Raw genomic sequence first — 21,170 nt, forward strand, 5'->3', positions numbered from 1 at the left:
AAAAGTAGAGAAATCCACACAGATGAAAGGGGTGGGTATGTTGCTTATGTAGGGCTGAAATGTTTATTTGGAAGCTTTCTTCCCGTAGAAACACATGAAATATACCCCGATAATCACAAACGGGATACTGAGCCACTGGCCCATGTTCAGCGTCATGCTGTCCTCAAAGTTCACCTGGTTTTCTTTCAGGAACTCGATGAAGAAACGGAAGGTGAAAATCTCCGTCAGGCAGAGTCCGAAGAAGAAACCGCGGTGATAGGGCAGGGAGGCTTCGGCCTGCACGGTGGTTGATTTCCGCTTGGTGGTGCTGAAATCTGTTTCGAGCTTGGTCTCTTGTTTCTTCTGTCCGCGTTTGTATAGCCAGACCATCCCCAGGAAGAAGATGAAGTAGGCGATGGCTTCGTAGAGCTGTGCCGGATGGCGGGGCAGCATGTCTTCGCGCTCGAAGATGAATGCCCAGGGCACGTCGGTCGGTTTGCCGATGATTTCGGAGTTCATCAGGTTGGCAAGGCGGATGCAGCAGGCGGTGATGGGAGTGGCAACGGCTATCATGTCGAGCACGTCCATGTAGTGCATCTTCGTCTTGCGGCAGTACATCCAGAGGGCGATAATCAGGCCCAGCGTGCCGCCGTGGCTGGCAAGGCCGGTGTAACCCGTCATTTTCCATCCTGCGGCGGTCTGCTTGATGGGGAGAATCATTTCAACGAAGTGGTCTTGGTAGTATGCCCAGTCGTAAAATATGCAGTGGCCCAGTCGTGCGCCTATCAGTATGCCGAAGAAGCAATAGAAGAAAAGAGGTTCGAATTTCTTTTCGTCTATTTTGCGGTCGCGGTACTGGTGTTGCACGATAAGGTAGGCAAAAGCGAGGCCGATAATCCATAACAAACCGTAGTAGCGGATGGATATGCCGAAGAAGTTGAATAGTTCGGGGTCGGGGTTCCAGTTGATGGTGAGTAGTGATAACATATTTATGAAGAATTAAATTACTGAATTACGGGGTTGTTCGGGACAAAGGTATGAAATTATCTCGTTTGGCAGTTCATCGTGGCAGTTTATTTGAATTTCTCCGCCACCATCCTATACGTCGGCACCTCAATCCCTTGTTCCTCTGCAGCCGTAATCATGTCGAACAACAAGCCTTGTACTTCGCTCTGATGTCCTTTGGCCATATCTTTCTGCATGGAGGCGGTACTTTCAGGGGCGAGTTTGTCTATTACTTTGAGGTTATACTGCACGATGTCTTCCTTGAATTCTATACCCAACTTCCTGCCCAAAGCTGCACTCTCTTGTGACAGTCCGATAAAGGTGTCGCGCACTTTGCCCGGTTTCTGGACTTCGCCCATAGGTACGTCGTAATAGGCTCCGGTGACGGCCATAGCAGAAATGAAGGACCACTTGACGAATGTGTCCCGGTTGATGTCGTCGGAGATTTCGGCTTTGATGCCGCTTTCCTGCAAATCGCGTTGCACGGCTTCCAATGTTTCACGGGAAACAATCGTGCTGCGGTGTGCTCCGTAGACGAGCCGGAAAATCTTTCCCATCTGCGTGATTTCTCCCCGTCCGGATACGAATCCTACGATGTAGATGCAGCCGTCGAGCACCGTGACGCCGGGGACCAACCGCTGGATACGGGGACCGGTTCCGTAAACATTCAGGATGGGGATTACCACTGTACGCTCGTGTGAGGCACGTTTGATGAGTTCCGTAATGGAGTCTACGGAATAACCTTTGACGCAGACGAAGATAACATCCGCTTTGCCTTGGAATTCTTCTGCGGTAAATGCCGCCACTTTCAGACAATGTTCACCTTTCAAATCGGAGTGCAGTTGCAGACCGTTCCCGCGTATGGCGGCAAGGTGTTCGCCACGTGCAATGCAAGTGACGTCTTTGCCGGATAATGAAAGAAAGGCGGCGATGCTTCCGCCTACGCCGCCGGTACCTGCTATGAGGTATTTCAGATTACTGTTTGCCATTTGTTGTGTATGGTTTATTGAACGTAGTTTTCCTTTTCCATATAGTAAAGCCCTTCGCCCCGGTCACCGTTTTCCATGTCTTCCAGCTCTACTTTGAAGATACGGTAGGGAAGGTCTTTTTTGGGATGCTTGGGCATGTCTACTGTCAATAGATAGGCGTTGCCATATTCGTTGCTGTCGAAATATTCTTTTATTTCCTGCTTCATCAGCACGGGGACTTTCTCGCCGTCTATCCAGACGGTGACTTTCAGTTGCCCGGGGCGGGGAGCCATCTGGCATTCTCTGGCTTCTTTGTTTTGTTCTTGTTGCTCAATGTCACTCAGGTTTTCACCGTGTACCAATGACTCGGGCTTTGTTTCTTTCATCCATTGGTAGGTACGTGTCAAGCTCATGGGACGGACGTATATCTGATAAGTAGGCATGGCTCCGGGGATGCAGAAAGCACGCAGGCCATAAGCTTCCATACGATGATAACGTATGTCGAGTGTAGTGTCGCGGTCGGCGATGAAATCCCAGGCCCAGAACTCCAGGCGGTGTTCAGTCTCGGGCAGCCCGCTTTTCATGGCAATGTGCGCATAGGAGGGCAGATAAATAGAGGCTGCACTTTGATATTTCCCTTTGGGTATACGGGCCGTGTAATGCCCGTCTTTGTCGGTTATGGCTTCTATGATGTCATTGAACTGCGGGTTTTGCCACCAGACGCTGGCACTGTCTATCGGCTGTCCGTTGTAATCAGTCACCCGTCCGTGAATGGTTACCGAGTCTTGCTGTTGTGCATAAACGGCAGTACAGGACAATAAGAATAAAAGGAAGATAATCTGTTTCACAGTATTGTTATTGTATGGAGTTTATTAGAAAATGGCAATGTACTTTCTTTGTACATTGCCATCTGGAATGAATATCATTACACATTGAACCTGAAGTGCATGATGTCCCCATCCTGCACCACATACTCCTTGCCTTCCACACCCAACTTTCCGGCTTCGCGCACGGCTGCTTCGCTGCCATACTTGATATAATCCTCATACTTGATGACCTCTGCCCGGATAAACCCTTTCTCGAAATCCGTATGGATAACGCCGGCGCATTGCGGTGCTTTCCATCCCTTGCGATAGGTCCATGCCTTTACTTCCATCTCTCCGGCAGTGATGAAGGTTTCGAGGTTCAGCAGGCTGTAGATAGCTTTAATCAAACGGTTGCAACCGCTCTCTTTCAGTCCCAGGTCTTCGAGGAACATCTGTTTTTCCTCGTATGTCTCCAGTTCGGCAATATCGGCCTCGGTCTGGGCGGAGATGATGATAAGTTCGGCATCCTCGCCCTTGATGGCTTCGCGCACCTGCTCTACGTACTGGTTGCCGCCGGCGGCACTGACGTCATCCACGTTGCAGACGTAGAGCACAGGTTTGGTAGTAAGCAGGAACATCTGCTTGGCGCATTGTTCCTCGTCGTCGTTCTGCGGGATGACGGTGCGGGCGCTTTGTCCTTGTTCCAGGGCATCCTTGTAGCGGAGCAGGAGTTCGTACTCTATCTTTGCAGCCTTGTCGCCACCCACCTTGGCTATTTTCTCTACGCGCTTGATGCGGTTTTCCACGGTTTCGAGGTCCTTCAGTTGCAGCTCTGTGTCGATGATTTCCTTGTCGCGCACGGGGTTCACCGAACCGTCCACGTGGACGATGTTGCCGTTGTCGAAGCAGCGCAGCACGTGAATGATGGCGTCGCACTCGCGGATGTTGCCCAAGAACTGGTTGCCGAGTCCTTCACCTTTGCTGGCGCCCTTCACCAGTCCGGCAATGTCGACGATGTCGCACACGGCAGGTACGATACGCCCCGGGTGAACCAGCTCGGCGAGCTTCGTCAGTCGTTCGTCGGGTACGGACACTTGTCCCATTTGGGCGTCGATTGTACAGAACGGGAAGTTTGCCGCTTGTGCCTTTGCGCTGCTCAAGCAGTTGAAAAGAGTGGATTTTCCTACGTTGGGAAGGCCCACGATACCAGCTTTTAATGCCATAGTGTTATCTTGTTTTTTAGTTATTGTTCAGTTAATTGGATGCAAAGATAGTGCAAACCGAAGGCAGAATGAAATGAACGCGTTCATTTTTTATGCTGAGGTGCAGCCTATCTTCACTTTTTTAAGCAAAGATAGTACTTACCGGGGAAAGTGGGTATGTTAATTTGCATTAAAAGCACGAGAGTAAAATGATAAATTGATAGTTTTGTCGCAATTATAAATTTAAGTATCATTCTATAAATCAATGCGATTATGAAAAACAAAGTAAGAAAAATTCTGATGATTTTATCATGTCTCATCAGCTTGTCTTTTACATTATCTGCACAGAATCCTTATCTGCCGCTTTGGGAATTTATTCCTGATGGTGAGCCCTATGTGTTTGAGGATCCTGACTGTCCCGGCAAGTACCGTGTCTATATTTATGGTTCGCACGACAATCTCAAGTGGATGTATTGCGGACGTGACCAAGTGGTGTGGTCAGCACCCATAGAGGACCTGACCCGTTGGAGATATGACGGCGTGATATTTAAAGTCAATGAGTCGCCCGAGCTGTATAAACTGAATGCTGATGGAACCGACGACGTGCTTTTTGCCCCTGACGTGACAGTAACTACCGATGCCGATGGTAAGAAAACTTACTACCTCTTTCCGAATAATCAAGGTGGTGGACGCAATTCCATGATTGCCAAAAGCGACCGTCCCGATGGCCCGTTTACGGTATGCAACTGGCATAAGGAGCGTCCTCGCGAGACTTTCGGTTGTTTGGGATTCGACCCCGCAGTGTTTGTCGATGATGATGGACGTGTGTATGGTTATTGGGGATTTGGCATTTCGCATGGCGCGGAGTTGGACCCTGCTACCATGTGCACGGTAAAGCCGGGTACCGAAGTGGTGGAGAACATGATTTCAGGCTATCGGCAGGAAGGTATATTCCGCTTCTTTGAGGCATCCTCCATCCGCAAGATTGAGGATAAGTATGTGTTTATCTATAGCCGTACTACCGCTGAGGGTGAAGATGGCTTGCCGAACGCCAGCAACTATACGCTGGCATACGCTTATAGCGAGCATCCTCTGGGTCCCTGGACCTATGGCGGAACAATCATCGATGCCCGTGCGCGCGAGTATGATGAAAAAGGCAATGTGATAGCTTCGGCCATGCCCGGTGGAAATACGCATGGCAGTATCTGCAAGATAGGAGGGCAATGGTACGTGTTCTATCATCGCCAGATAGGTACCGATTGCTATGCACGCCAGGCTATGGTGTCGGCCATTGATGTAAAGGTGGAAAAAGGAAAAGGTGGGAAAGTCGTGATTTCGCGCGGGGAATTCAACTCTGAGGGTTTCCTTCTTGAAGGGCTCAATCCTATGCAGCGCATCTCGGCCGGGTTGGCTTGTTGGCACACCAATCCCGGAGGTATCAAAGAGGTCTATCCCCATTATGTCTACACGGGGTCTTACATCCGGCCTGTGTACCGGGATAATAATCCCTATGCCGGCGATAACAACCACAAAATCCCGTTCGCTCCGGTGGTGAATAATACAAGTGGGTCGATTGTAGGATATAAATACTTGAATATGAATGCCGTTCCGCGAGATAAGTCTTTGCAGATGCAGTTAAGGTTGAAGGCTGAAGATACCGACGGACGCATCCGCATCATGCTGGGTAGCCCTTGGACAACAAAAGGCGGTGTAGAGATAGGACTTGTGGATGTGAAGGCTGGCAGCACTTGCAGGGAGTTCTATGCTCCGCTCTCTATTCCGGCAAAGCTGCATAAGGGAAAGCAGCCGCTCTTCTTTGTCTTCGAATCAGAAACCGAAGGCCAGTCCATCTGTGAGTTTTATGATTTCCTCATGTTGGCACGCCCATAAGTCTTTATACTTATGGAGGCGGATACTTATCTTGTGAGACCTTCTAAATAGAGCTATTGTATTAGTTCACAGTACTGAACACTTTGTTACACCCCGTCGGAACAGATTGTTTCTCTTGTATGAAACGACTTGTTTCGACGGGATAAAACGATTTGTTCCGTTATAGGAAACACTTTGTTTCCTTATAGAGAACACTCTGTTCCATTATAGGAAACAAACCGTTTCCATAGTCGGAAATGAAATGGGGCATATGCTTCATTGATACCGCTATTACTTTTCCTCCTCGAATATTCGGTTGAAAACTTGCCGCAGCTGTCCTTCGTCTGCGATAATGGCTTGGAGCTTCTTCAGCTGTTCCGCATTCTTGCCCTCGGGAAACCAGAGCTTCAGATAACCGCCGGGTGCATATTTTGCCATGAGATGCTGATGGAACCGCTGGTAGTGCCACTCCTTGTCGGCGGCAGGATTCTGTTTCAATCCGTACTGCACGGTGCGGCGCAGGGTGATGTCCGGGTCGATGATACGGTCCGCTTCGGCAACAATCTTGCCGTAGATGCTACGAGGTTCGTGGTCTGTAGAGGCGCGGTGGTCTTCTACGGCTTCTTTCATGAGGAGGATTTCCGTGTCGGAGAACCATTGCCGCAGGGTAGAGTCCGCCATCAGTATCTCGCCGGAGACAAGGTGGTGGGTGGCGCGGTCGCGGCACAGTCCCGTGTCATGGTAGGCGGCAATGACGTATGCCAGGCGTTCGTCCGCTTCGGGATATTGCCGGGCGAGGGCAAGGCTTTCTTCGATGACGGTGCGGACGTGTGAGAGGTTGTGTGCTTTGTCAAACTCCTTGTAACGGGGGATGATTGCTGTCTCGATGTAGGTAATGAGGGGCTTGGGTATCATGTGGCATTCCTTTTTAGGAGGCGAAGATATAATAAAAGAGCCGGAATGTGCGAATCATTCCGGCTCTTTTATGAAAGGTTTCGGTTATTGTTGTTAGGAATAAGATTTCTTACTTTAAGAGAGAGTTTGTCAATTACATGTTAGGGTTGTCCATGATTACTGTCATCTCGGGAACCAGTATGTATTCGCCTTTCTTGTTGTTCCATTTGTAGTATGTGGTAGTCATCGTCTTGCCTTGGTATGCATAGCGGATGCACATGTCCTTGCCCCATGTATTCTTGGTGCTGTTCCATTTCAGGGCTTCGCTTTCCGTCATGCGGTTCTGGTCGTCGTACTTATAATTGTACTTCATATAGTTGGCAAGCGTGTTTCCGTCCATCTTGTATACGGTCTCTGCCACTTTCATGCCATTTACTTCTTCCGAATTGTAAATGAGGTTGCTCTTATTGTCGGCTGAGGCATTTAATCCGCAAACTAAGAGAAGTGCTGAAACAATCACTGTTTTTAAAGATACTTTTGCTTTCATGGTTTTATGTCTTTTTTAGTTTAACTTTCTATTTTCTATCAATATGTCATTGATTTCGCTGCAAAGGTACGTATTAAATTGACATAAATATAAATATTGGATTAAATTTTATCAATATGTCAGTAGTGAGGGTTTCGGTATGCTTTCCTTTTGGCAAGATTGGTGAATAAAAAATATCCGGCAGTGAGGTCGCCGGATATTCTGATGAGCAAACTGTATTTGGAAAGGATTGCTTCTGTTGCTTTCTGATTGTAAGTTAAATAAAGTTATTGGGCTGTTTAGTGTGCCTGCAACCAGTTGTTTCCCCACCCACAATCGGCTTTCAGGGGTACGTACATGCGATATGCCTGCTCCATCTCTTCGATTACGATTTTCTGTACAAGCTCTTTTTCTGCCTCTGGAACGCTGAAATTTAGTTCGTCATGGACTTGTAAAATCATCTTTGCTTTCAGATTGTAAGCTTGGAAGCGCTGATAGATGTGTGCCATGGCTACTTTTATGATGTCGGCGGCACTTCCCTGGATGGGAGCGTTGATGGCATTCCGTTCGGCATAGCCCCGTACCACCCCGTTTCTTGAGTTGATGTCCGGCAGGAAGCGCTTGCGGTGGAAGATGGTTTCCACATAGCCGTTCTCGCGTGCCACCTGGATGCTTTTATCCATATACTCCTTCACTTGTGGGTAGGTTTCAAAGTAGCCGTCTATCAGCTCTTTGGCTTCCTGGCGAGAAACGCCCATGCGTTCGGCAAGCCCGAAGACGGAGATGCCGTAGATGATGCCGAAGTTTGCCGTTTTTGCCTTGCGGCGCATGTCGGCGGTTACGTCGTTTATATCTATCTTATATATCTTGGCAGCGGTGGCGGCGTGGATGTCGTGTCCGCTGAGGAAGGCGTCTATCATGTTCTTATCTTCGCTGAGGTGTGCCATGATGCGCAGCTCTATCTGCGAGTAGTCGGCAGAGAAGAACTCGCAGCCGGTGTCGGGGATGAACGCCTTGCGGATTTCCTTTCCGTCTTCGTCGCGGATGGGGATGTTCTGCAGGTTGGGATTGCTGGAGCTGAGGCGTCCGGTAGCGGTCACCGCCTGGTTGAAGGAGGTGTGTATGCGGCCCGTACGTGGGTTGATGAGCTGGGGCAGGGCATCTATATAGGTGCTCAGCAGTTTCTTCAGTCCGCGGTATTCCAGTATCTTCCCGATGATGTCGTGCTTGCTGCGGTAGCTTTGCAGCACCTCTTCGGAGGTGACGTATTGTCCGGTCTTGGTCTTTTTCGCTTTCTCCACGATTTTCAGCTTGTCGAACAGCACTTCGCCTACCTGCTTGGCGGAGCTGATATTGAATGTCTCGCCAGCCATCTCGTAGATTTCCTTCTCAATCTCCTGCAGACGGACGGTGAAGTGTTGGGACGATTGCTTCAAGGCTTCCGTGTCGAGCAGCACTCCGTTGCTCTCTATATTAACAAGTACGGGGACGAGCGGCATCTCTATTTCGTAGAACAGATGTTCGGCACCTTGCTCCTTCAGTTCCTTTTCCAGCACGTTTTTCAGTTTGAGGGTGACGTCCGCATCCTCGCAGGCATAACGGTAGACATCTTCGGGTGGAAGGTCGCGCATGTTCTTTTGGTTTTTGCCTCGCGCTCCAATTAGCTCATCGATGTGGATGGTCTGGTAGTGCAGGTAGATTTCCGCCAGATAGTCCATGTTGTGTCGCAGTTCGGGTTGAAGCACGTAGTGGGCAAGCATGGTGTCGAAAAGTTTGCCTTTCACCTGGACGCCGTAATTTTGGAGGATAATCATATCGTACTTGATATTTTGTCCCACCTTCATGGATTTCTCGTTTTCGAAGAGGGGACGGAACTCGTTTACAATTTTTAAGACTTCCTCTCGTTCGGCGGGAACGGGTACGTAGTATGCACGGTTTTCGGCATCACTGAAGCTCATTCCTACAAGTTCGGCGTCCATTGGCTCGGTTCCGGTAGTCTCGGTATCTATTGAGAGAATTTCGCTTGTAAGTAACTTTTGAATAATTTCTGCTCTTTTATCTTCTGTATCAATGAGTTGGTAGTCTATATCGAGCATTTCTAACCGCGTCAGGTTTGAATTTTCAGAAACGCCCGTCCCCTCGCCCGCAAAATTTGCAAACAAATCGCCTTGAATCGGGGCGCTATTTTCGGGAGTGGAGGTTTGCGGCTGGGCAAACAGAGTCCCGGCAAAGAGGTCGGGTACCGGAGAGGTTGGAGTAGGGGAGGACGAATTGCCGCTTCCCTTTTTGAGTACCCGGTCGATGAGTGTGCGGAATTCCAACTCCTCGAAAATCTTGCGGAGTTCTTCTTCGTTCGGTTCTTCGCGGACGAGCGAATCCATGTCGAGCTGAATGGGAACATCTGTTTTGATGGTGGCAAGGAATTTGGAGAAGGTAATCATCTCGCGGTTGGTCTCCACTTTCGTTTTCAGTGCGCCTTTCAGCTGGTCGGTATGCTCCAGCAGATTTTCGATGCTGCCGAATTCGGCAATCAGTTTCTGTGCGGTTTTCTCGCCCACACCCGGACAGCCGGGGATGTTGTCGGAAGCATCACCCATCAGTCCCAGCATGTCGATGACCTGCTCGGTGGTCTGTATGTTGAACTTGGTTTTTACTTCTTCGGTACCCATCACTTCGAATCCGCCGGTGTGCTTGGGGCGGTACATGAAGACGCGGTCCGATACCAGTTGCCCGTAGTCCTTGTCGGGAGTCATCATATAGGTGGTGATGCCCTGCCGTCCGGCTTCGGTGGCGAGCGTGCCTATCACGTCGTCGGCTTCGTAGCCGGATACTTCGAGGATGGGAATGCGGTAGGCGCGGATGATGTCCTTTATAATAGGTACGGAAAGGCGGATGGCCTCGGGTGTCTCCTCGCGCTGTGCCTTGTATTGCTCGTAGGCCTCGTGGCGGAAGGTGGGGCCCGACGGGTCGAAGGCTACTCCTATGTGTGTGGGATTCTCTTTTTTGAGCACTTCTTCCAGGGTGTTTACAAAGCCCAGAATGGCCGAAGTGTTGAATCCTTTTGAATTGATTCTCGGGTTCTTGATGAACGCGTAATAGGCTCGATATATCAGTGCATAGGCATCGAGCAAAAACAGTTTATCGATTGAATTCATACATTTAATCCTTTTTTTCATGGTAAAAGTACAAAAAAATACCGTATTAACCGTTTTATTACTATTTTTGTAGGCAAATAGCGATGCATGGACAACTCATCATTGATAAAATCTCCGATTTCTGAGGAATTGGAGGACTTCAAGAAGCTTTTTGAAAGTACTCTCTCCAGTTCCAACCTTTTGCTGAACAGCGTAATTGCGCATATCCGGCAGAAGAACGGGAAGATGATGCGCCCCATTCTGGTGCTTCTGGCTGCGAAGCTTTTTGGCAAGGTATGTCCTGCAACCCTGCATGCTGCGGTTGCGTTGGAACTTCTTCATAATGCCAGCCTTGTGCACGATGATGTAGTGGACGAAAGTACTGAACGCCGTGGACAACTCTCCGTTAATGCCATTTTCAATAATAAAGTAGCCGTACTGGCAGGCGATTATCTGCTTGCAACAGCGTTGGTGCAAGTGGGCATGACCCGTAACCATGACATTATCGACATCGTCTCCTGCCTGGGGCAGGATTTGGCAGATGGTGAACTTCTGCAGCTTTCCAACGTCAGCAATCTCCATTTCTCCGAGGAAGTCTATTTCGACGTTATCCGCAAGAAGACGGCCGTGCTCTTTGCAGCTTGTACGAAGGCGGGCGCTCTCTCGGTGGGAGCCAGCGATGAAAAGGCGGAATCTGCGCGTCTGTTCGGTGAATATATCGGGCTTTGTTTTCAGATAAAGGATGATATTTTCGATTACTCCGAGAGCAAGGAAATAGGCAAACCTACCGGAAATGATATGGTGGAGGGGAAGTTGACTCTACCTGCGCTTCATGTGCTCAATACCGTGAAGGATAAAACAGCGGAAGAAATTGCCGTAAAGATAAAGAATGGGGAGGCAACGCCTGGCGAAATAGCCCATTTAATCGAATTTACCAAGCAGAATGGTGGTATAGAGTATGCTTCGCAAGTGATGTATGACTATAAGGAAAAGGCTCTTTCTTTGCTGGCTTCTTTGCCCGATACGGAGGTAAAAGTAGCGCTAGCCGGGTATCTGGATTATGTGGTAGAGCGGGAAAAATGACGGAACTGTTTCCGGTTGATAATATGAGAAAGCCTGATGGAACCCACTCCATCAGGCTTTATTTATAGGTAAATACAGCTTTCTCTTAGAAGAATTTCATCTCTTCACCCTTGATTTCCGAAAGCAGCAGGTTGGCAAGACGACTGGTTCCCAGACGGAACAGCTCGTTGTTCAGCCATTCTTCGCCGAGCACTTCCTTGACGATGGTGTAATAAATCAGTGCATCGTTCACGCAGTTGATTCCTCCTGCGGGCTTAAAGCCTACCTTGATACCCGTCAGCTCGTGATATTCCTTGATGGCCTGGCACATAACCAAGGCGGCCTCCGGCGTGGCGGCAGGCTGCTGCTTGCCGGTGGAAGTCTTGATGAAATCGGCACCCGAATACATGGAAAGGATGGATGCTTTTTTGATGTTCGAAGCCGTCTTCAAAGCTCCGGTTTCGAGGATTACCTTCATGTGGTGCTCTTTGCAGGTTGCTTTGAGTTCTTGTATCTCCTCGCACATGCCTTCATAGTCTCCAGCCAGGAACTTGCCCACCGAAATAACGATGTCTATTTCATCGGCGCCTTCCATCAGTGCCATGGCAGTTTCTGCCACTTTCACTTCAATGAAAGTCTGGGAGGAGGGGAAACCTGCTGATACACAAGCTATTTTTACATCCTCCACTTCCAGCGTGTCTTTTACGACTTCTGCAAAATTGGGGTATACACAGATGGCTGCCACATTCTTCAGGTCGGGGAACTCTTCGTCGAATTTATTCACTTTCTGGGTGAATTTCATGACGCTTTCATCGCTGTCTTCACTCTTCAGGGTGGTAAGGTCGATGCAGTTGAACAGGAATTTCTTTACCTCCGGTGTATTGTTTGCCGGTACCTTCTCTGCAATGATTCTGGCAGCTTGTGCAGCTATTTCTGCATCATCCAGTTGGGTGTTGTACTTAGCCAGGGCGGCGTCATACTTACTCTGGGTAGGCTCATTCTTCTCCATGGTCTTTCAATTTAGGATTATTGATATGTCTTGTCTGGTCACGTCTGGTTTTCTTCTCGAAGTTGCGGCAGAAGGCGTCTGTCAGGTTCACTCCGGTCTGGTTCGCAAGGCAGAGAAGTACCCAAAGAACATCTGCCATCTCATCGTCGAGATTGTCTTTTTCTCCTTTCTTGAAGGATTGGTCGCCATACTTGCGTGCCATGACGCGGGCGAGTTCGCCCACTTCTTCGGTCAGTATCGCCATATTGGTGAGTTCGCTGAAATAGCGCACTCCGTATTCCTTTATCCAGGAATCCACTTGTTTCTGTGCTTCTTCTAACGTCATTATTCCTTGTTTTTTGTATCTATACAGATGGTCACGGGACCATCGTTCATCAGTTCTACTTTCATATCGGCACCAAATTCGCCGGTACCTATTTCTTTACCTAATGCTAAACTCAGTTCCCGGCAGAATTGTTCGTACAGTGGGACGGATATTTCCGGCCGTGCTGCCCGTATGTAGGAGGGACGGTTGCCTTTCTTGGTGGAGGCGTGGAGGGTGAACTGGCTGATAACCAGTATCTCTCCGTCTGCTTCAAGAATGGATTTGTTCATTACGCCGTTTTCGTCATCGAAAATGCGCAGGTTGACTATCTTCTTGCAAAGCCAGTCAATATCTTCTTTTCCATCGGATTCTTCGATGCCTACGAGTATCATGAGGCCCTTTCCAATGGAGGCTTTGCAGGTTCCGTTGATGGTGACGGAAGCGTGTCCGGCACGTTGTATCACTACTCTCATGTTGTTTTTGTCTTTTTGAGGGGACAAAGTTACGAATTAATTCGTTGTGTGCATGGCTTTGCAGGCTGATTTATCAGTCATTATTTCTCTGAGAAATAGGTCTGGATGATTTTGGCTTTCGCTTCTCCCACCACGGCGGCAAGCTCCTCGGCAGATGCTTCGCGGATACGCTTCACGCTTTTGAACTCCTTGAGCAACGCGCTTTTCGTCTTTTCACCGATACCTTTTATCTCGTCCAGTGCGGAGGCAATCTGCCGTTTGCTGCGCTTGTCGCGGTGGAAGGTAATGGCGAAGCGGTGCACTTCATCTTGAATCTGCGTCAGCAGTCGGAAGAGGGGGGTGTTCTGTTTCAATCCGATGGTCTGGGGAGGGTAGCCATACAATAGCTCGGAAGTGCGATGTTTGCCATCTTTGGCAAGTCCGGCGATGGGGATGTTCAGGCCAAGCTCGTCTATCACCTCTTTTACGGCGCTCATTTGCCCTTTTCCACCGTCGGTGATAAGAAGGTCGGGCAGGGGTGCTTTCTCTTCTATAGCGCGCTGATAGCGCCGTTTTACGACCTCTTTCATGGAGGCATAGTCATCCGGTCCCTCTACGGTCTTGATATTGTACTTGCGGTAATCCTTCTTGGAAGGTTTCCCCTTGACGAAGACCACGCACCCGGCCACGGGGTCGGAACCCTGGATGTTGGAGTTGTCGAAACATTCTATCTGCATGGGCAGGCGGTCCAGGTGCAGCTCTTGCTGTATCTCTTTCAGCAGGCGCACGGTCCGTTGCTCCGGATTCAGCTTTTCGGCTTGCTTCAGGCGGTCGGCTTTGTACTGCTTCACATTGAGGATGGAGAGTTCCAGCAGTTTCTTTTTGTCTCCCCGTTGCGGGATGGTAAAGACGACATCTTTCAGCTCCATATCCAGCTCAAAAGGCACGATGATTTCACGAGAAAGGCTCTTGTATCTTTCCCGCATTTCGATGATGCCGAGAGAGAGCAGTTCTTCTTTGCTCTCATTCAATCGTTTCTTGTATTCAAAGGTGAAAGCCTGGTTGATGGCACCGTTCGTAATGTGCAGGTAGTTGACGAAAGCGGACTTTTCATCGCTGTCTTCCTCGATGGAGAACACGTCGATATTGTGCAGCACGTTGCTTACCACTTCCGATTTCGCCCGGTAGTTTTCCAGCAGCAGGTATTTCTTCTTTATCTTCTGTGCTTCTTCAAACTTCATTTCGGCTGCCAGTTCCTGCATTTGCTGGAAAAGCATCCGTTCTATCTCCTGGGTATTCCCTTTGAGTATTTCCTTGATTTCAGCGATGTTTTTCAGATACTCTTCCTGGCTTTGCTTCCCGATGCAAGGTCCTGCACAGTTCTTGATGTGGTATTCCAGGCAAACATTGAACTTTCCGGCACGTATGTTTTCCGGAGAGAGGTTCAGGTGGCATGTACGCAAAGGGTACAGATGCTTGATGAGGTCGAGTAATGCGTACATGGAAGGTATATGGCTGTAAGGGCCATAATAGGAGGAACCGTTACGGATTATCTTCCGGGTTCTGAATACACGTGGAAAGTATTCGTTCTGCACGCAGATGCTGGGATACGTCTTGTCGTCTTTCAACAGTACGTTGTAGCGAGGCTTGTATTTCTTGATAAGATTGTTTTCCAGCAATAGCGCGTCTTCTTCCGTATTCACCACGATATATCGGATATCTGCAATCTTGCTGACCAGCACCCTCGTCTTTCCCGGTTCGTGCTCCCGGTTGAAGTAGGAAGACACTCTTCGCTTCAGATTCTTTGCCTTTCCTACATATATAATAGTCCCTTCGGTATTCAGATATTGGTAAATACCGGGACTTTCGGGAAGGTTGGACACAATCCCTTTGAGGTAGTCGTTAGTTCTGAGTTCTTCCATAATACCGACGTTTCACCACAGATTACACAGATTAGCGCAGATTTCTCTTTGATAAAACTGTGTTTTGTGGTGGATAAATAATCTGTGTTAATCTGTGTAATCTGTGGTGAAATATGAAATGGCTAAAGCGACAGCACAGCCTCCACTTCCACATCATCTCCAAACACATCCTTGCCATGAAGCTCTTTCAGCTCGATGATGAAGTTTACATACACTTTCTTGGGGTTCATCTGTTTCACCAGTTTGCAGGCGGCTTCCATTGTTCCACCGGTTGCCAGCAAGTCGTCGTGTAGCAATACTACATCGTCTTCATTGATGGCATCTTTGTGCATCTGCACGGTGTCTTTGCCATATTCTTTATCATAGCTTTCTTCAATGGTTTCTGCAGGAAGCTTTCCCGGCTTGCGGATAGGTACGAAGCCTGCCCTTAGTCTGGTGGCGAGAATGGGGCCCATAATGAATCCTCTTGATTCTATACCCACTACTTTGGTGATGCCTTTGTCCTTATACATCTCGTATAGTGTGTCCGAGAGTTCCTGCAAGGCGCCAGGTTCCTTGAACAAGGTAGTTACATCGTAGAATAGAATTCCCGGAATGGGGAAGTCGGGTATTTCTCGGATGCTTTTGGTAAGAGTTTCTTTGCTCATAATCAGTTTATTTAATACGTTTATTGAATTCTTTGTTTCACGTGGAACTTTGCGCCCTATCGTCCGCAAAGTACCAGTAGCACGTTGATGTCGCTTGGAGATACTCCCGGAATCCGACTCGCTTGGGCTATTGTTTCCGGATCTATCTTCATCAGCTTCTGTCTGGCTTCGGTGGAAAGGGATTGAATGGAATTATAGTCAAACTTGCCTTTTATCTTGATGCTTTCCAATCTTGCCAATTTATCCGCAATAATCCGTTCGCGTCCGATGTATCCCTCGTACTTGATGAGTATTTCTGCAGCTTCTACAATTTCTTCCTTTCTATCGGATATTTTATCCAGTTCTCGTTTAAAGGCACTGACGTGTTCGGCAATGTTCTCAATCGTTATCTGCGGACGGTTTATCAAATCTATCAATTTGCATCCCTGGCGCAGTGGAGTTGTGCCGAGCTGCTCCAATACCGGATTGATTAATGCCGGTTTCATCGAGTAATTCCGCGCGAAGTCTATAATCCGGTTCACGGCTTCACGTTTTTCTGTCAGCAGCTTGTACCGCTCTTCCTTGGCGAGTCCCAGCTTCCAGGCTTTTTCCGTGAGTCGCATGTCCGCATCATCCATACGGAGCAGGATGCGATATTCGGCACGGGAAGTAAACATACGGTAAGGCTCGTCCACACCTTTTGTTACCAAGTCATCGATTAAAACGCCGATATATGCTTCATCCCTTGCAAGGGTGAACGGTTCTCCGCCGTGGCAATTGATGTGGGCGTTGATACCTGCCATGATTCCTTGTCCAGCTGCTTCCTCGTAACCGGTTGTTCCGTTTACTTGTCCGGCAAAGAACAGATTCTTTATATTCTTCGTTTCCAGCGTATGTTTCAGTTGGGTGGGGTCAAAGAAGTCGTATTCGATGGCATAGCCCGGGCGGTAGATGACGAGGTCTCTGAACGCCGGTATCTTTTTCAATGCTGCAATCTGGATGTTCATGGGCAATGAAGAAGAGAATCCATTCAAGTAGAGCTCTTGGGTTGTTTCCCCTTCGGGCTCCAGGAAAAGCTGGTGCTGCGGTTTGTCGGGGAAAGTCACAATCTTGGTTTCTATACTGGGGCAATAACGTGGGCCGATACTTTGGATTTGTCCGTTGAAAAGGGGAGAATCCGGCAGACCTTCCTGCAGGATGCGGTGTGCTTCTTCGTTGGTGAAGCAGGTCCAGCAAGGGAGCTGTTTCAAATGGCGTACATGAGTGTCCATGAACGAGAACTTGTGGAAGTCACATTCTCCGTCTTGGATTTCCATATCCTCATAATGCACGCTGCGTCCATCTATGCGTACGGGGGTTCCCGTCTTCATGCGTCCAAAGGTGATGCCATGCTTTGCGATGGATTCGGTTAATTGGTAGGATGCAGGTTCTGCCATACGTCCGCCTGGAAGCATGGTACGTCCCACGTGCATCAGTCCATTGAGGAAAGTTCCTGCGGTGAGTACTACACATTTGGCATGGAACGTTACTCCCCATAATGTGACTACTCCCGTAATCTCACCGTTTTCAACGAGGATTTCCTGCACGGTATCCTGCCAGATATGCAGGTTGGGGATATTTTCCAGTATCTCTCTCCATGCCCAGATGAATTTGTTGCGGTCGCACTGCGCGCGCGGACTCCACATAGCGGGACCTTTGGAACGGTTCAGTATACGGAACTGTATGGCTGTCTGGTCTGTCACCAATCCCATATATCCTCCCAAGGCGTCTATTTCGCGTACTATCTGTCCTTTGGCGATGCCTCCCACTGCCGGGTTACAACTCATCTGTCCGATTTTGTTCATATCCATTGTGATAAGACAAGTCTTCGAACCCAGGTTTGCAGCAGCGGCAGCGGCTTCGCATCCTGCGTGTCCGGCGCCGATTACAATAACGTCATACTTAAACTCCATTCGTTCAGTGTATTTTAAAACTGTGCAAAGTTACGAAAAAAGTTGTATGCCGGGACGTGTCATATCTTAAAATCCGGATATATCTTCTTTGGCATTGCTTATATTTCCGTATCCAGCATCATACTTATTGCTTGGAATGCTTAGGTTATAGACATATTGCTTGTGTTTGGCTTAAAATACAATCAAAATGAAGCTTTTTGAATACTATTGCTTTTCTTTTTGAAAAAGATACATACCTTTGCAGCGTTTGGATATTAAAAAGTGTTTTGATTGACTAATTTTAAGGAAGAGAAGCATGAGAAAGAAATTCTTCTTGTTAATCATTGTCTGCCTGGTTATGGGGGCGGGAGTGATGGCTCAGACGTCTACGGTCTCGGGAACAGTATTTGCCGAGGACAACAATGAGCCGATTATTGGGGCATCGGTATTGGTGAAGGGTACAACGCTGGGGGCCGTGACCGATATCGAAGGTAAATTTACAATCTTGAATGTGCCGGGCACGGCAAAGACAGTGATTGTCTCTTTTGTAGGTATGCAGAAAGTAGAAGCTGCCATAAAGCCTGCTATGAAGGTGGTGCTGAAATCGGATTCGGAACTGCTGGATGAAGTGATGGTGGTGGCTTACGGCACGGCCAAAAAGAGCAGCTATGCAGGTTCGGCTTCTTTAGTGAAAGCGGATGCGCTGAAAGACATTCCGACGACCAGCTTTGAAAACGCGTTGAACGGTAAAGTGGCGGGCTTGCAACTGACGAATAATTCCGGCCAGGCGGGTTCCGCACCGGCCATCCGCATCCGTGGCATAGGTTCTATGAATGCCGGGAATGAACCGTTGTATGTAGTGGACGGTGTTCCGGTCTCTTCGGGCAATACGGGGCAGATGAGCGGTGAGCTCTATTCTACCAACAACATCATGAATACGTTGAACCCGGAAGACATCGAATCTATTTCTGTATTGAAAGATGCGGCGGCCAGTTCGCTTTATGGGTCGCGTGCGGCAAACGGCGTCATTCTGATTACTACCAAAAAAGGACAGATTGGCAAGCCGGTGGTGACGCTGAAAGCCGAAGTGGGCTTCACGCCCTGCTGGGCAACGGACAACTATGAAACGGCCAGCGTACAGGAGAATGTGAATATGCTCTACACCGTATTTCACGATGCCCGTACAAGCGGTAAGGGCGAAACGGACGAAAAGGCGGCAGCCTATGCCATAGGCCAGTTGAACAGCCGTTTCAACAAACATGGCTACCAATTTACCACAAATGGTACGGGAGCTTACGAGAACGTCAATATCCTTGAGTACGACAACTCCGGGCGTGGAGGCAAATACTACGATTGGGACAAGGCATATTTCCGTACCGCCATTTATCAGACCTACGATATGTCCGTCAGTGGTGCTACGCAGAATACCAACTATTACACTTCCCTTTCCTATACCCAGGACGAAGGACGTTTGAAGATGAACAGCTTCGACCGTGTTTCCGGTCGCCTGAACCTCACCCAGAAGGTGGGGAAATTCCTTGAACTGACCACCAATGCCAGCCTGGCGCGTACCAAGAAAAGCGGTTATAATGATACACGCAACACGGGCAGCAATTACTTCATGCAGACCCGTAACTTGCTGTGGGGACTCTACTGGCCCACTGATTACAAGACCGGCGAGCTCTGGACCGAACGTTACGGTAGCTACGCCTACAATGGGCTTTATTATGACAAAGAGTGGGAGAACGGTTCTACCAGTACCAAAATCATGGCTGCGGAGACGCTCACCCTGCATCTGATGCCGGGCCTGGACCTTCGTTCTATCTACTCTTACGACAATACTACTGTAAAAGACCATATCTATTACAGTGCCAATCACTATAAAGGCTCGGCAGACAATGGGAATGTCAACGAATACCGTACTACATACGAGAAGATGGTTACCTCCACTACCGCCAATTATACCGGCACCTTCGACAAACACACAGTTGGCACCATGGTGGGTTTCGAAGCGGAGAAGAACAAGACAGACTATGTGCGTGCCACAGGAAGTAATCTTGCGGTCAGCACCATTCATACAGTTTCTACTGCCGGAACGCAGACTTCTGCCGGATATTCCTGGGGAAACTCGATGGTGTCCGTGCTCTCCAAGTTGGATTATAATTACGATGAACGCTACTTCATTTCCGGTTCTTACCGCCGCGACGGTTCTTCCCGGCTCAGCAAGCAGGAACGTTGGGGAAACTTCTGGTCAGTGGCAGGAGCGTGGAACATCATGCGCGAGGGTTTTATGAGCAAATATTCTTTCCTGAGCAACCTGCGTATACGTGCCTCTTATGGTATTAACGGTACGCTGCCTTCGGACAATTACGGCTATATGAGCTTGATGAGCTATACCAGTAAGTACATGGGTAACCCGGGCGGTACAATCACTACCGTCACCAATGACAAGCTATCTTGGGAGACGAGCTACAACACGAATGTGGGTATCGACTTCGGCTTCTTCGGCCAGCGTCTGCGCGGTACGGTGGAATACTTCAACCGTGATTCGAAGAACCTGCTCCAGGATGTTCCCATTTCGATGGTTACGGGATTTTCTTCTACGTTGCGGAACGTAGGATGCATCAATAACCATGGGGTAGAGGTGGAGTTGAGTGGTGACATCATTGATAGTAAAGGATGGTTATGGAGTGCCGGTGTCAACGCAACCTTTCTCCGTTCTGAGGTGAAAGAGTTGTATGGCGGTGCGGACATTATCTGGTACGACCCCACCAGTAGCGACAGCCGTGCGCAATATGTATACCGGGAAGGTCAGTCCACGCTGGCTTTCTATGGATACGAATGGGCAGGTGTGGACAAGACCAACGGCAAGAACGTCTACTATGTAAATGACCCCAAGAATGGCAAGGCCGGAGATTTTGAGTATAACGGACGCGGAGCTACTTATGACTATAACAATGCCAACTACACCATCATCGGCAATGCCGTTCCCAAAGTGTATGGGGGCATCAATACCTCGGTCTCCTACAAAGGCATAGCCCTTTCGTTGGGCTTTACCTATAAGATAGGAGGAGACTTGTACGATGGAGCCTACATGGATGTGGCCGACGACGGTTATTATTGGGAGCGTATCCGTGCTAAAAGCTACTACAACAACCTTTGGACGCCAGACCATACGAACGGTACAGAGCCCCGTATCGAAGGTGTAGACCTCGATGACCCGCAACAATACAGCAGCCGCCACTTGTTCAATGCCAGTTATCTGCGCTTGAAGAATCTCTCATTGGCCTATACGCTGCCCAAAGCCATGACCCGCAAAGCTTTCATCGAGAATGCCCGTCTTTTCTTCACTGCCAGCAACCTTTGGACAATAGCCAAATACAAGGAGGCAGACCCCGAAGTGAGCGAATACGGCACACGTGGTTGGGAAACCCCTATCGGAAAAACATTTGTCGTTGGCGTTGAATTGAAATTTTAATGA

The 21,170-nt window shown here is 48.8% G+C and carries 16 protein-coding genes; 3 read left to right on the forward strand and 13 right to left on the reverse strand.

Features of this window, described 5'->3' with window-relative positions:
- Positions 1-63: 63 nt before the first annotated feature.
- From lgt to ychF, 4 genes are all read right to left on the reverse strand, one after another.
- Entirely contained in the window at positions 64-966 is a 903-nt protein-coding gene (lgt, locus tag CSD97_RS02220; protein ID WP_022401919.1) for a prolipoprotein diacylglyceryl transferase, read from the reverse strand.
- Positions 967-1,052: 86 nt separating this feature from the next.
- On the reverse strand, positions 1,053-1,973 hold the full coding sequence (locus CSD97_RS02225; RefSeq protein WP_005833928.1) for a ketopantoate reductase family protein: 921 nt from the start codon (positions 1,971-1,973) through the stop codon (positions 1,053-1,055).
- A gap of 14 nt (positions 1,974-1,987) precedes the next feature.
- On the reverse strand, positions 1,988-2,800 hold the full coding sequence (locus CSD97_RS02230) for a carboxypeptidase-like regulatory domain-containing protein (RefSeq protein WP_005824864.1): 813 nt from the start codon (positions 2,798-2,800) through the stop codon (positions 1,988-1,990).
- A gap of 77 nt (positions 2,801-2,877) precedes the next feature.
- Positions 2,878-3,981: a redox-regulated ATPase YchF gene (gene ychF / locus CSD97_RS02235; RefSeq protein WP_057097379.1), complete on the reverse strand. Its 1,104-nt coding sequence runs from the start codon at positions 3,979-3,981 to the stop codon at positions 2,878-2,880.
- 252 nt (positions 3,982-4,233) lie between these two features.
- Between ychF and CSD97_RS02240 the strand changes: the two genes are divergently transcribed.
- Positions 4,234-5,850, forward strand: coding sequence for a family 43 glycosylhydrolase (locus CSD97_RS02240; protein WP_057097381.1), 1,617 nt, complete (start codon positions 4,234-4,236; stop codon positions 5,848-5,850).
- A 270-nt stretch (positions 5,851-6,120) separates the two neighbouring features.
- Here CSD97_RS02240 and CSD97_RS02245 read toward each other — a convergent pair whose 3' ends face one another.
- The 3 genes from CSD97_RS02245 to polA form a co-directional block, all read right to left on the reverse strand.
- Positions 6,121-6,744 carry an HD domain-containing protein gene (locus CSD97_RS02245; protein WP_005833925.1) on the reverse strand — a complete coding sequence of 208 codons (624 nt, stop codon included), beginning with the start codon at positions 6,742-6,744 and terminating at the stop codon, positions 6,121-6,123.
- Positions 6,745-6,877: 133 nt separating this feature from the next.
- The gene (locus CSD97_RS02250; RefSeq protein WP_005826180.1) at positions 6,878-7,270 is read right to left on the reverse strand and encodes a DUF3836 domain-containing protein; all 393 of its coding nucleotides are present in this window, start codon (positions 7,268-7,270) and stop codon (positions 6,878-6,880) included.
- A 278-nt stretch (positions 7,271-7,548) separates the two neighbouring features.
- Positions 7,549-10,404, reverse strand: a complete 2,856-nt coding sequence (gene polA, locus CSD97_RS02255) for a DNA polymerase I (protein WP_034525482.1) — start codon at positions 10,402-10,404, stop codon at positions 7,549-7,551.
- A gap of 87 nt (positions 10,405-10,491) precedes the next feature.
- On the opposite strand from polA, the gene CSD97_RS02260 reads away from it, so the two are divergent.
- Complete coding sequence (locus CSD97_RS02260) at positions 10,492-11,466, forward strand: polyprenyl synthetase family protein (protein WP_008662178.1); 975 nt, start codon at positions 10,492-10,494, stop codon at positions 11,464-11,466.
- Between the two features lie 85 nt (positions 11,467-11,551).
- On the opposite strand, the gene deoC is transcribed toward CSD97_RS02260, so the two are convergent.
- The 6 genes from deoC to mnmG all read right to left on the reverse strand — a co-directional run bounded on the left by deoC (position 11,552) and on the right by mnmG (position 17,710).
- Positions 11,552-12,454 (reverse strand): deoxyribose-phosphate aldolase, encoded by a 903-nt coding sequence (gene deoC, locus CSD97_RS02265; RefSeq protein WP_009037467.1) that lies wholly within the window; start codon positions 12,452-12,454, stop codon positions 11,552-11,554.
- On the reverse strand, positions 12,441-12,779 hold the full coding sequence (locus tag CSD97_RS02270) for a nucleotide pyrophosphohydrolase (protein WP_005826173.1): 339 nt from the start codon (positions 12,777-12,779) through the stop codon (positions 12,441-12,443). The genes deoC and CSD97_RS02270 overlap by 14 nt, the downstream gene beginning before the upstream one ends.
- Entirely contained in the window at positions 12,779-13,231 is a 453-nt protein-coding gene (gene dtd, locus CSD97_RS02275) for a D-aminoacyl-tRNA deacylase (protein ID WP_005826171.1), read from the reverse strand. The genes CSD97_RS02270 and dtd overlap by 1 nt, the downstream gene beginning before the upstream one ends.
- A gap of 80 nt (positions 13,232-13,311) precedes the next feature.
- Positions 13,312-15,132, reverse strand: a complete 1,821-nt coding sequence (uvrC, locus tag CSD97_RS02280) for an excinuclease ABC subunit UvrC (protein WP_008662172.1) — start codon at positions 15,130-15,132, stop codon at positions 13,312-13,314.
- Positions 15,133-15,254: 122 nt separating this feature from the next.
- On the reverse strand, positions 15,255-15,779 hold the full coding sequence (locus CSD97_RS02285; protein WP_044468052.1) for an adenine phosphoribosyltransferase: 525 nt from the start codon (positions 15,777-15,779) through the stop codon (positions 15,255-15,257).
- Between the two features lie 56 nt (positions 15,780-15,835).
- Positions 15,836-17,710, reverse strand: coding sequence for a tRNA uridine-5-carboxymethylaminomethyl(34) synthesis enzyme MnmG (gene mnmG, locus CSD97_RS02290; RefSeq protein ID WP_005826165.1), 1,875 nt, complete (start codon positions 17,708-17,710; stop codon positions 15,836-15,838).
- A 295-nt stretch (positions 17,711-18,005) separates the two neighbouring features.
- On the opposite strand from mnmG, the gene CSD97_RS02295 reads away from it, so the two are divergent.
- Positions 18,006-21,167 carry a TonB-dependent receptor gene (locus tag CSD97_RS02295; protein ID WP_005826161.1) on the forward strand — a complete coding sequence of 1,054 codons (3,162 nt, stop codon included), beginning with the start codon at positions 18,006-18,008 and terminating at the stop codon, positions 21,165-21,167.
- Positions 21,168-21,170: the final 3 nt, after the last annotated feature.

This window comes from Bacteroides sp. AR29 (assembly GCF_900217715.1).
In the GTDB taxonomy this organism is placed as follows: Bacteria; Bacteroidota; Bacteroidia; order Bacteroidales; family Bacteroidaceae; genus Bacteroides; species Bacteroides uniformis.

What these genes read in the sequence shown, in the direction of transcription:
- lgt (WP_022401919.1), bottom strand. Translation starts at nt 966, where the DNA reads ATGTTATCACTACTCACCATCAACTGGAACCCCGACCCCGAACTATTC.
- CSD97_RS02225 (WP_005833928.1), bottom strand. Translation starts at nt 1,973, where the DNA reads ATGGCAAACAGTAATCTGAAATACCTCATAGCAGGTACCGGCGGCGTA.
- ychF (WP_057097379.1), bottom strand. Translation starts at nt 3,981, where the DNA reads ATGGCATTAAAAGCTGGTATCGTGGGCCTTCCCAACGTAGGAAAATCC.
- CSD97_RS02240 (WP_057097381.1), top strand. Translation starts at nt 4,234, where the DNA reads ATGAAAAACAAAGTAAGAAAAATTCTGATGATTTTATCATGTCTCATC.
- CSD97_RS02245 (WP_005833925.1), bottom strand. Translation starts at nt 6,744, where the DNA reads ATGATACCCAAGCCCCTCATTACCTACATCGAGACAGCAATCATCCCC.
- CSD97_RS02250 (WP_005826180.1), bottom strand. Translation starts at nt 7,270, where the DNA reads ATGAAAGCAAAAGTATCTTTAAAAACAGTGATTGTTTCAGCACTTCTC.
- polA (WP_034525482.1), bottom strand. Translation starts at nt 10,404, where the DNA reads ATGAATTCAATCGATAAACTGTTTTTGCTCGATGCCTATGCACTGATA.
- CSD97_RS02260 (WP_008662178.1), top strand. Translation starts at nt 10,492, where the DNA reads ATGGACAACTCATCATTGATAAAATCTCCGATTTCTGAGGAATTGGAG.
- deoC (WP_009037467.1), bottom strand. Translation starts at nt 12,454, where the DNA reads ATGGAGAAGAATGAGCCTACCCAGAGTAAGTATGACGCCGCCCTGGCT.
- CSD97_RS02270 (WP_005826173.1), bottom strand. Translation starts at nt 12,779, where the DNA reads ATGACGTTAGAAGAAGCACAGAAACAAGTGGATTCCTGGATAAAGGAA.
- dtd (WP_005826171.1), bottom strand. Translation starts at nt 13,231, where the DNA reads ATGAGAGTAGTGATACAACGTGCCGGACACGCTTCCGTCACCATCAAC.
- uvrC (WP_008662172.1), bottom strand. Translation starts at nt 15,132, where the DNA reads ATGGAAGAACTCAGAACTAACGACTACCTCAAAGGGATTGTGTCCAAC.
- CSD97_RS02285 (WP_044468052.1), bottom strand. Translation starts at nt 15,779, where the DNA reads ATGAGCAAAGAAACTCTTACCAAAAGCATCCGAGAAATACCCGACTTC.
- mnmG (WP_005826165.1), bottom strand. Translation starts at nt 17,710, where the DNA reads ATGGAGTTTAAGTATGACGTTATTGTAATCGGCGCCGGACACGCAGGA.
- CSD97_RS02295 (WP_005826161.1), top strand. Translation starts at nt 18,006, where the DNA reads ATGAGAAAGAAATTCTTCTTGTTAATCATTGTCTGCCTGGTTATGGGG.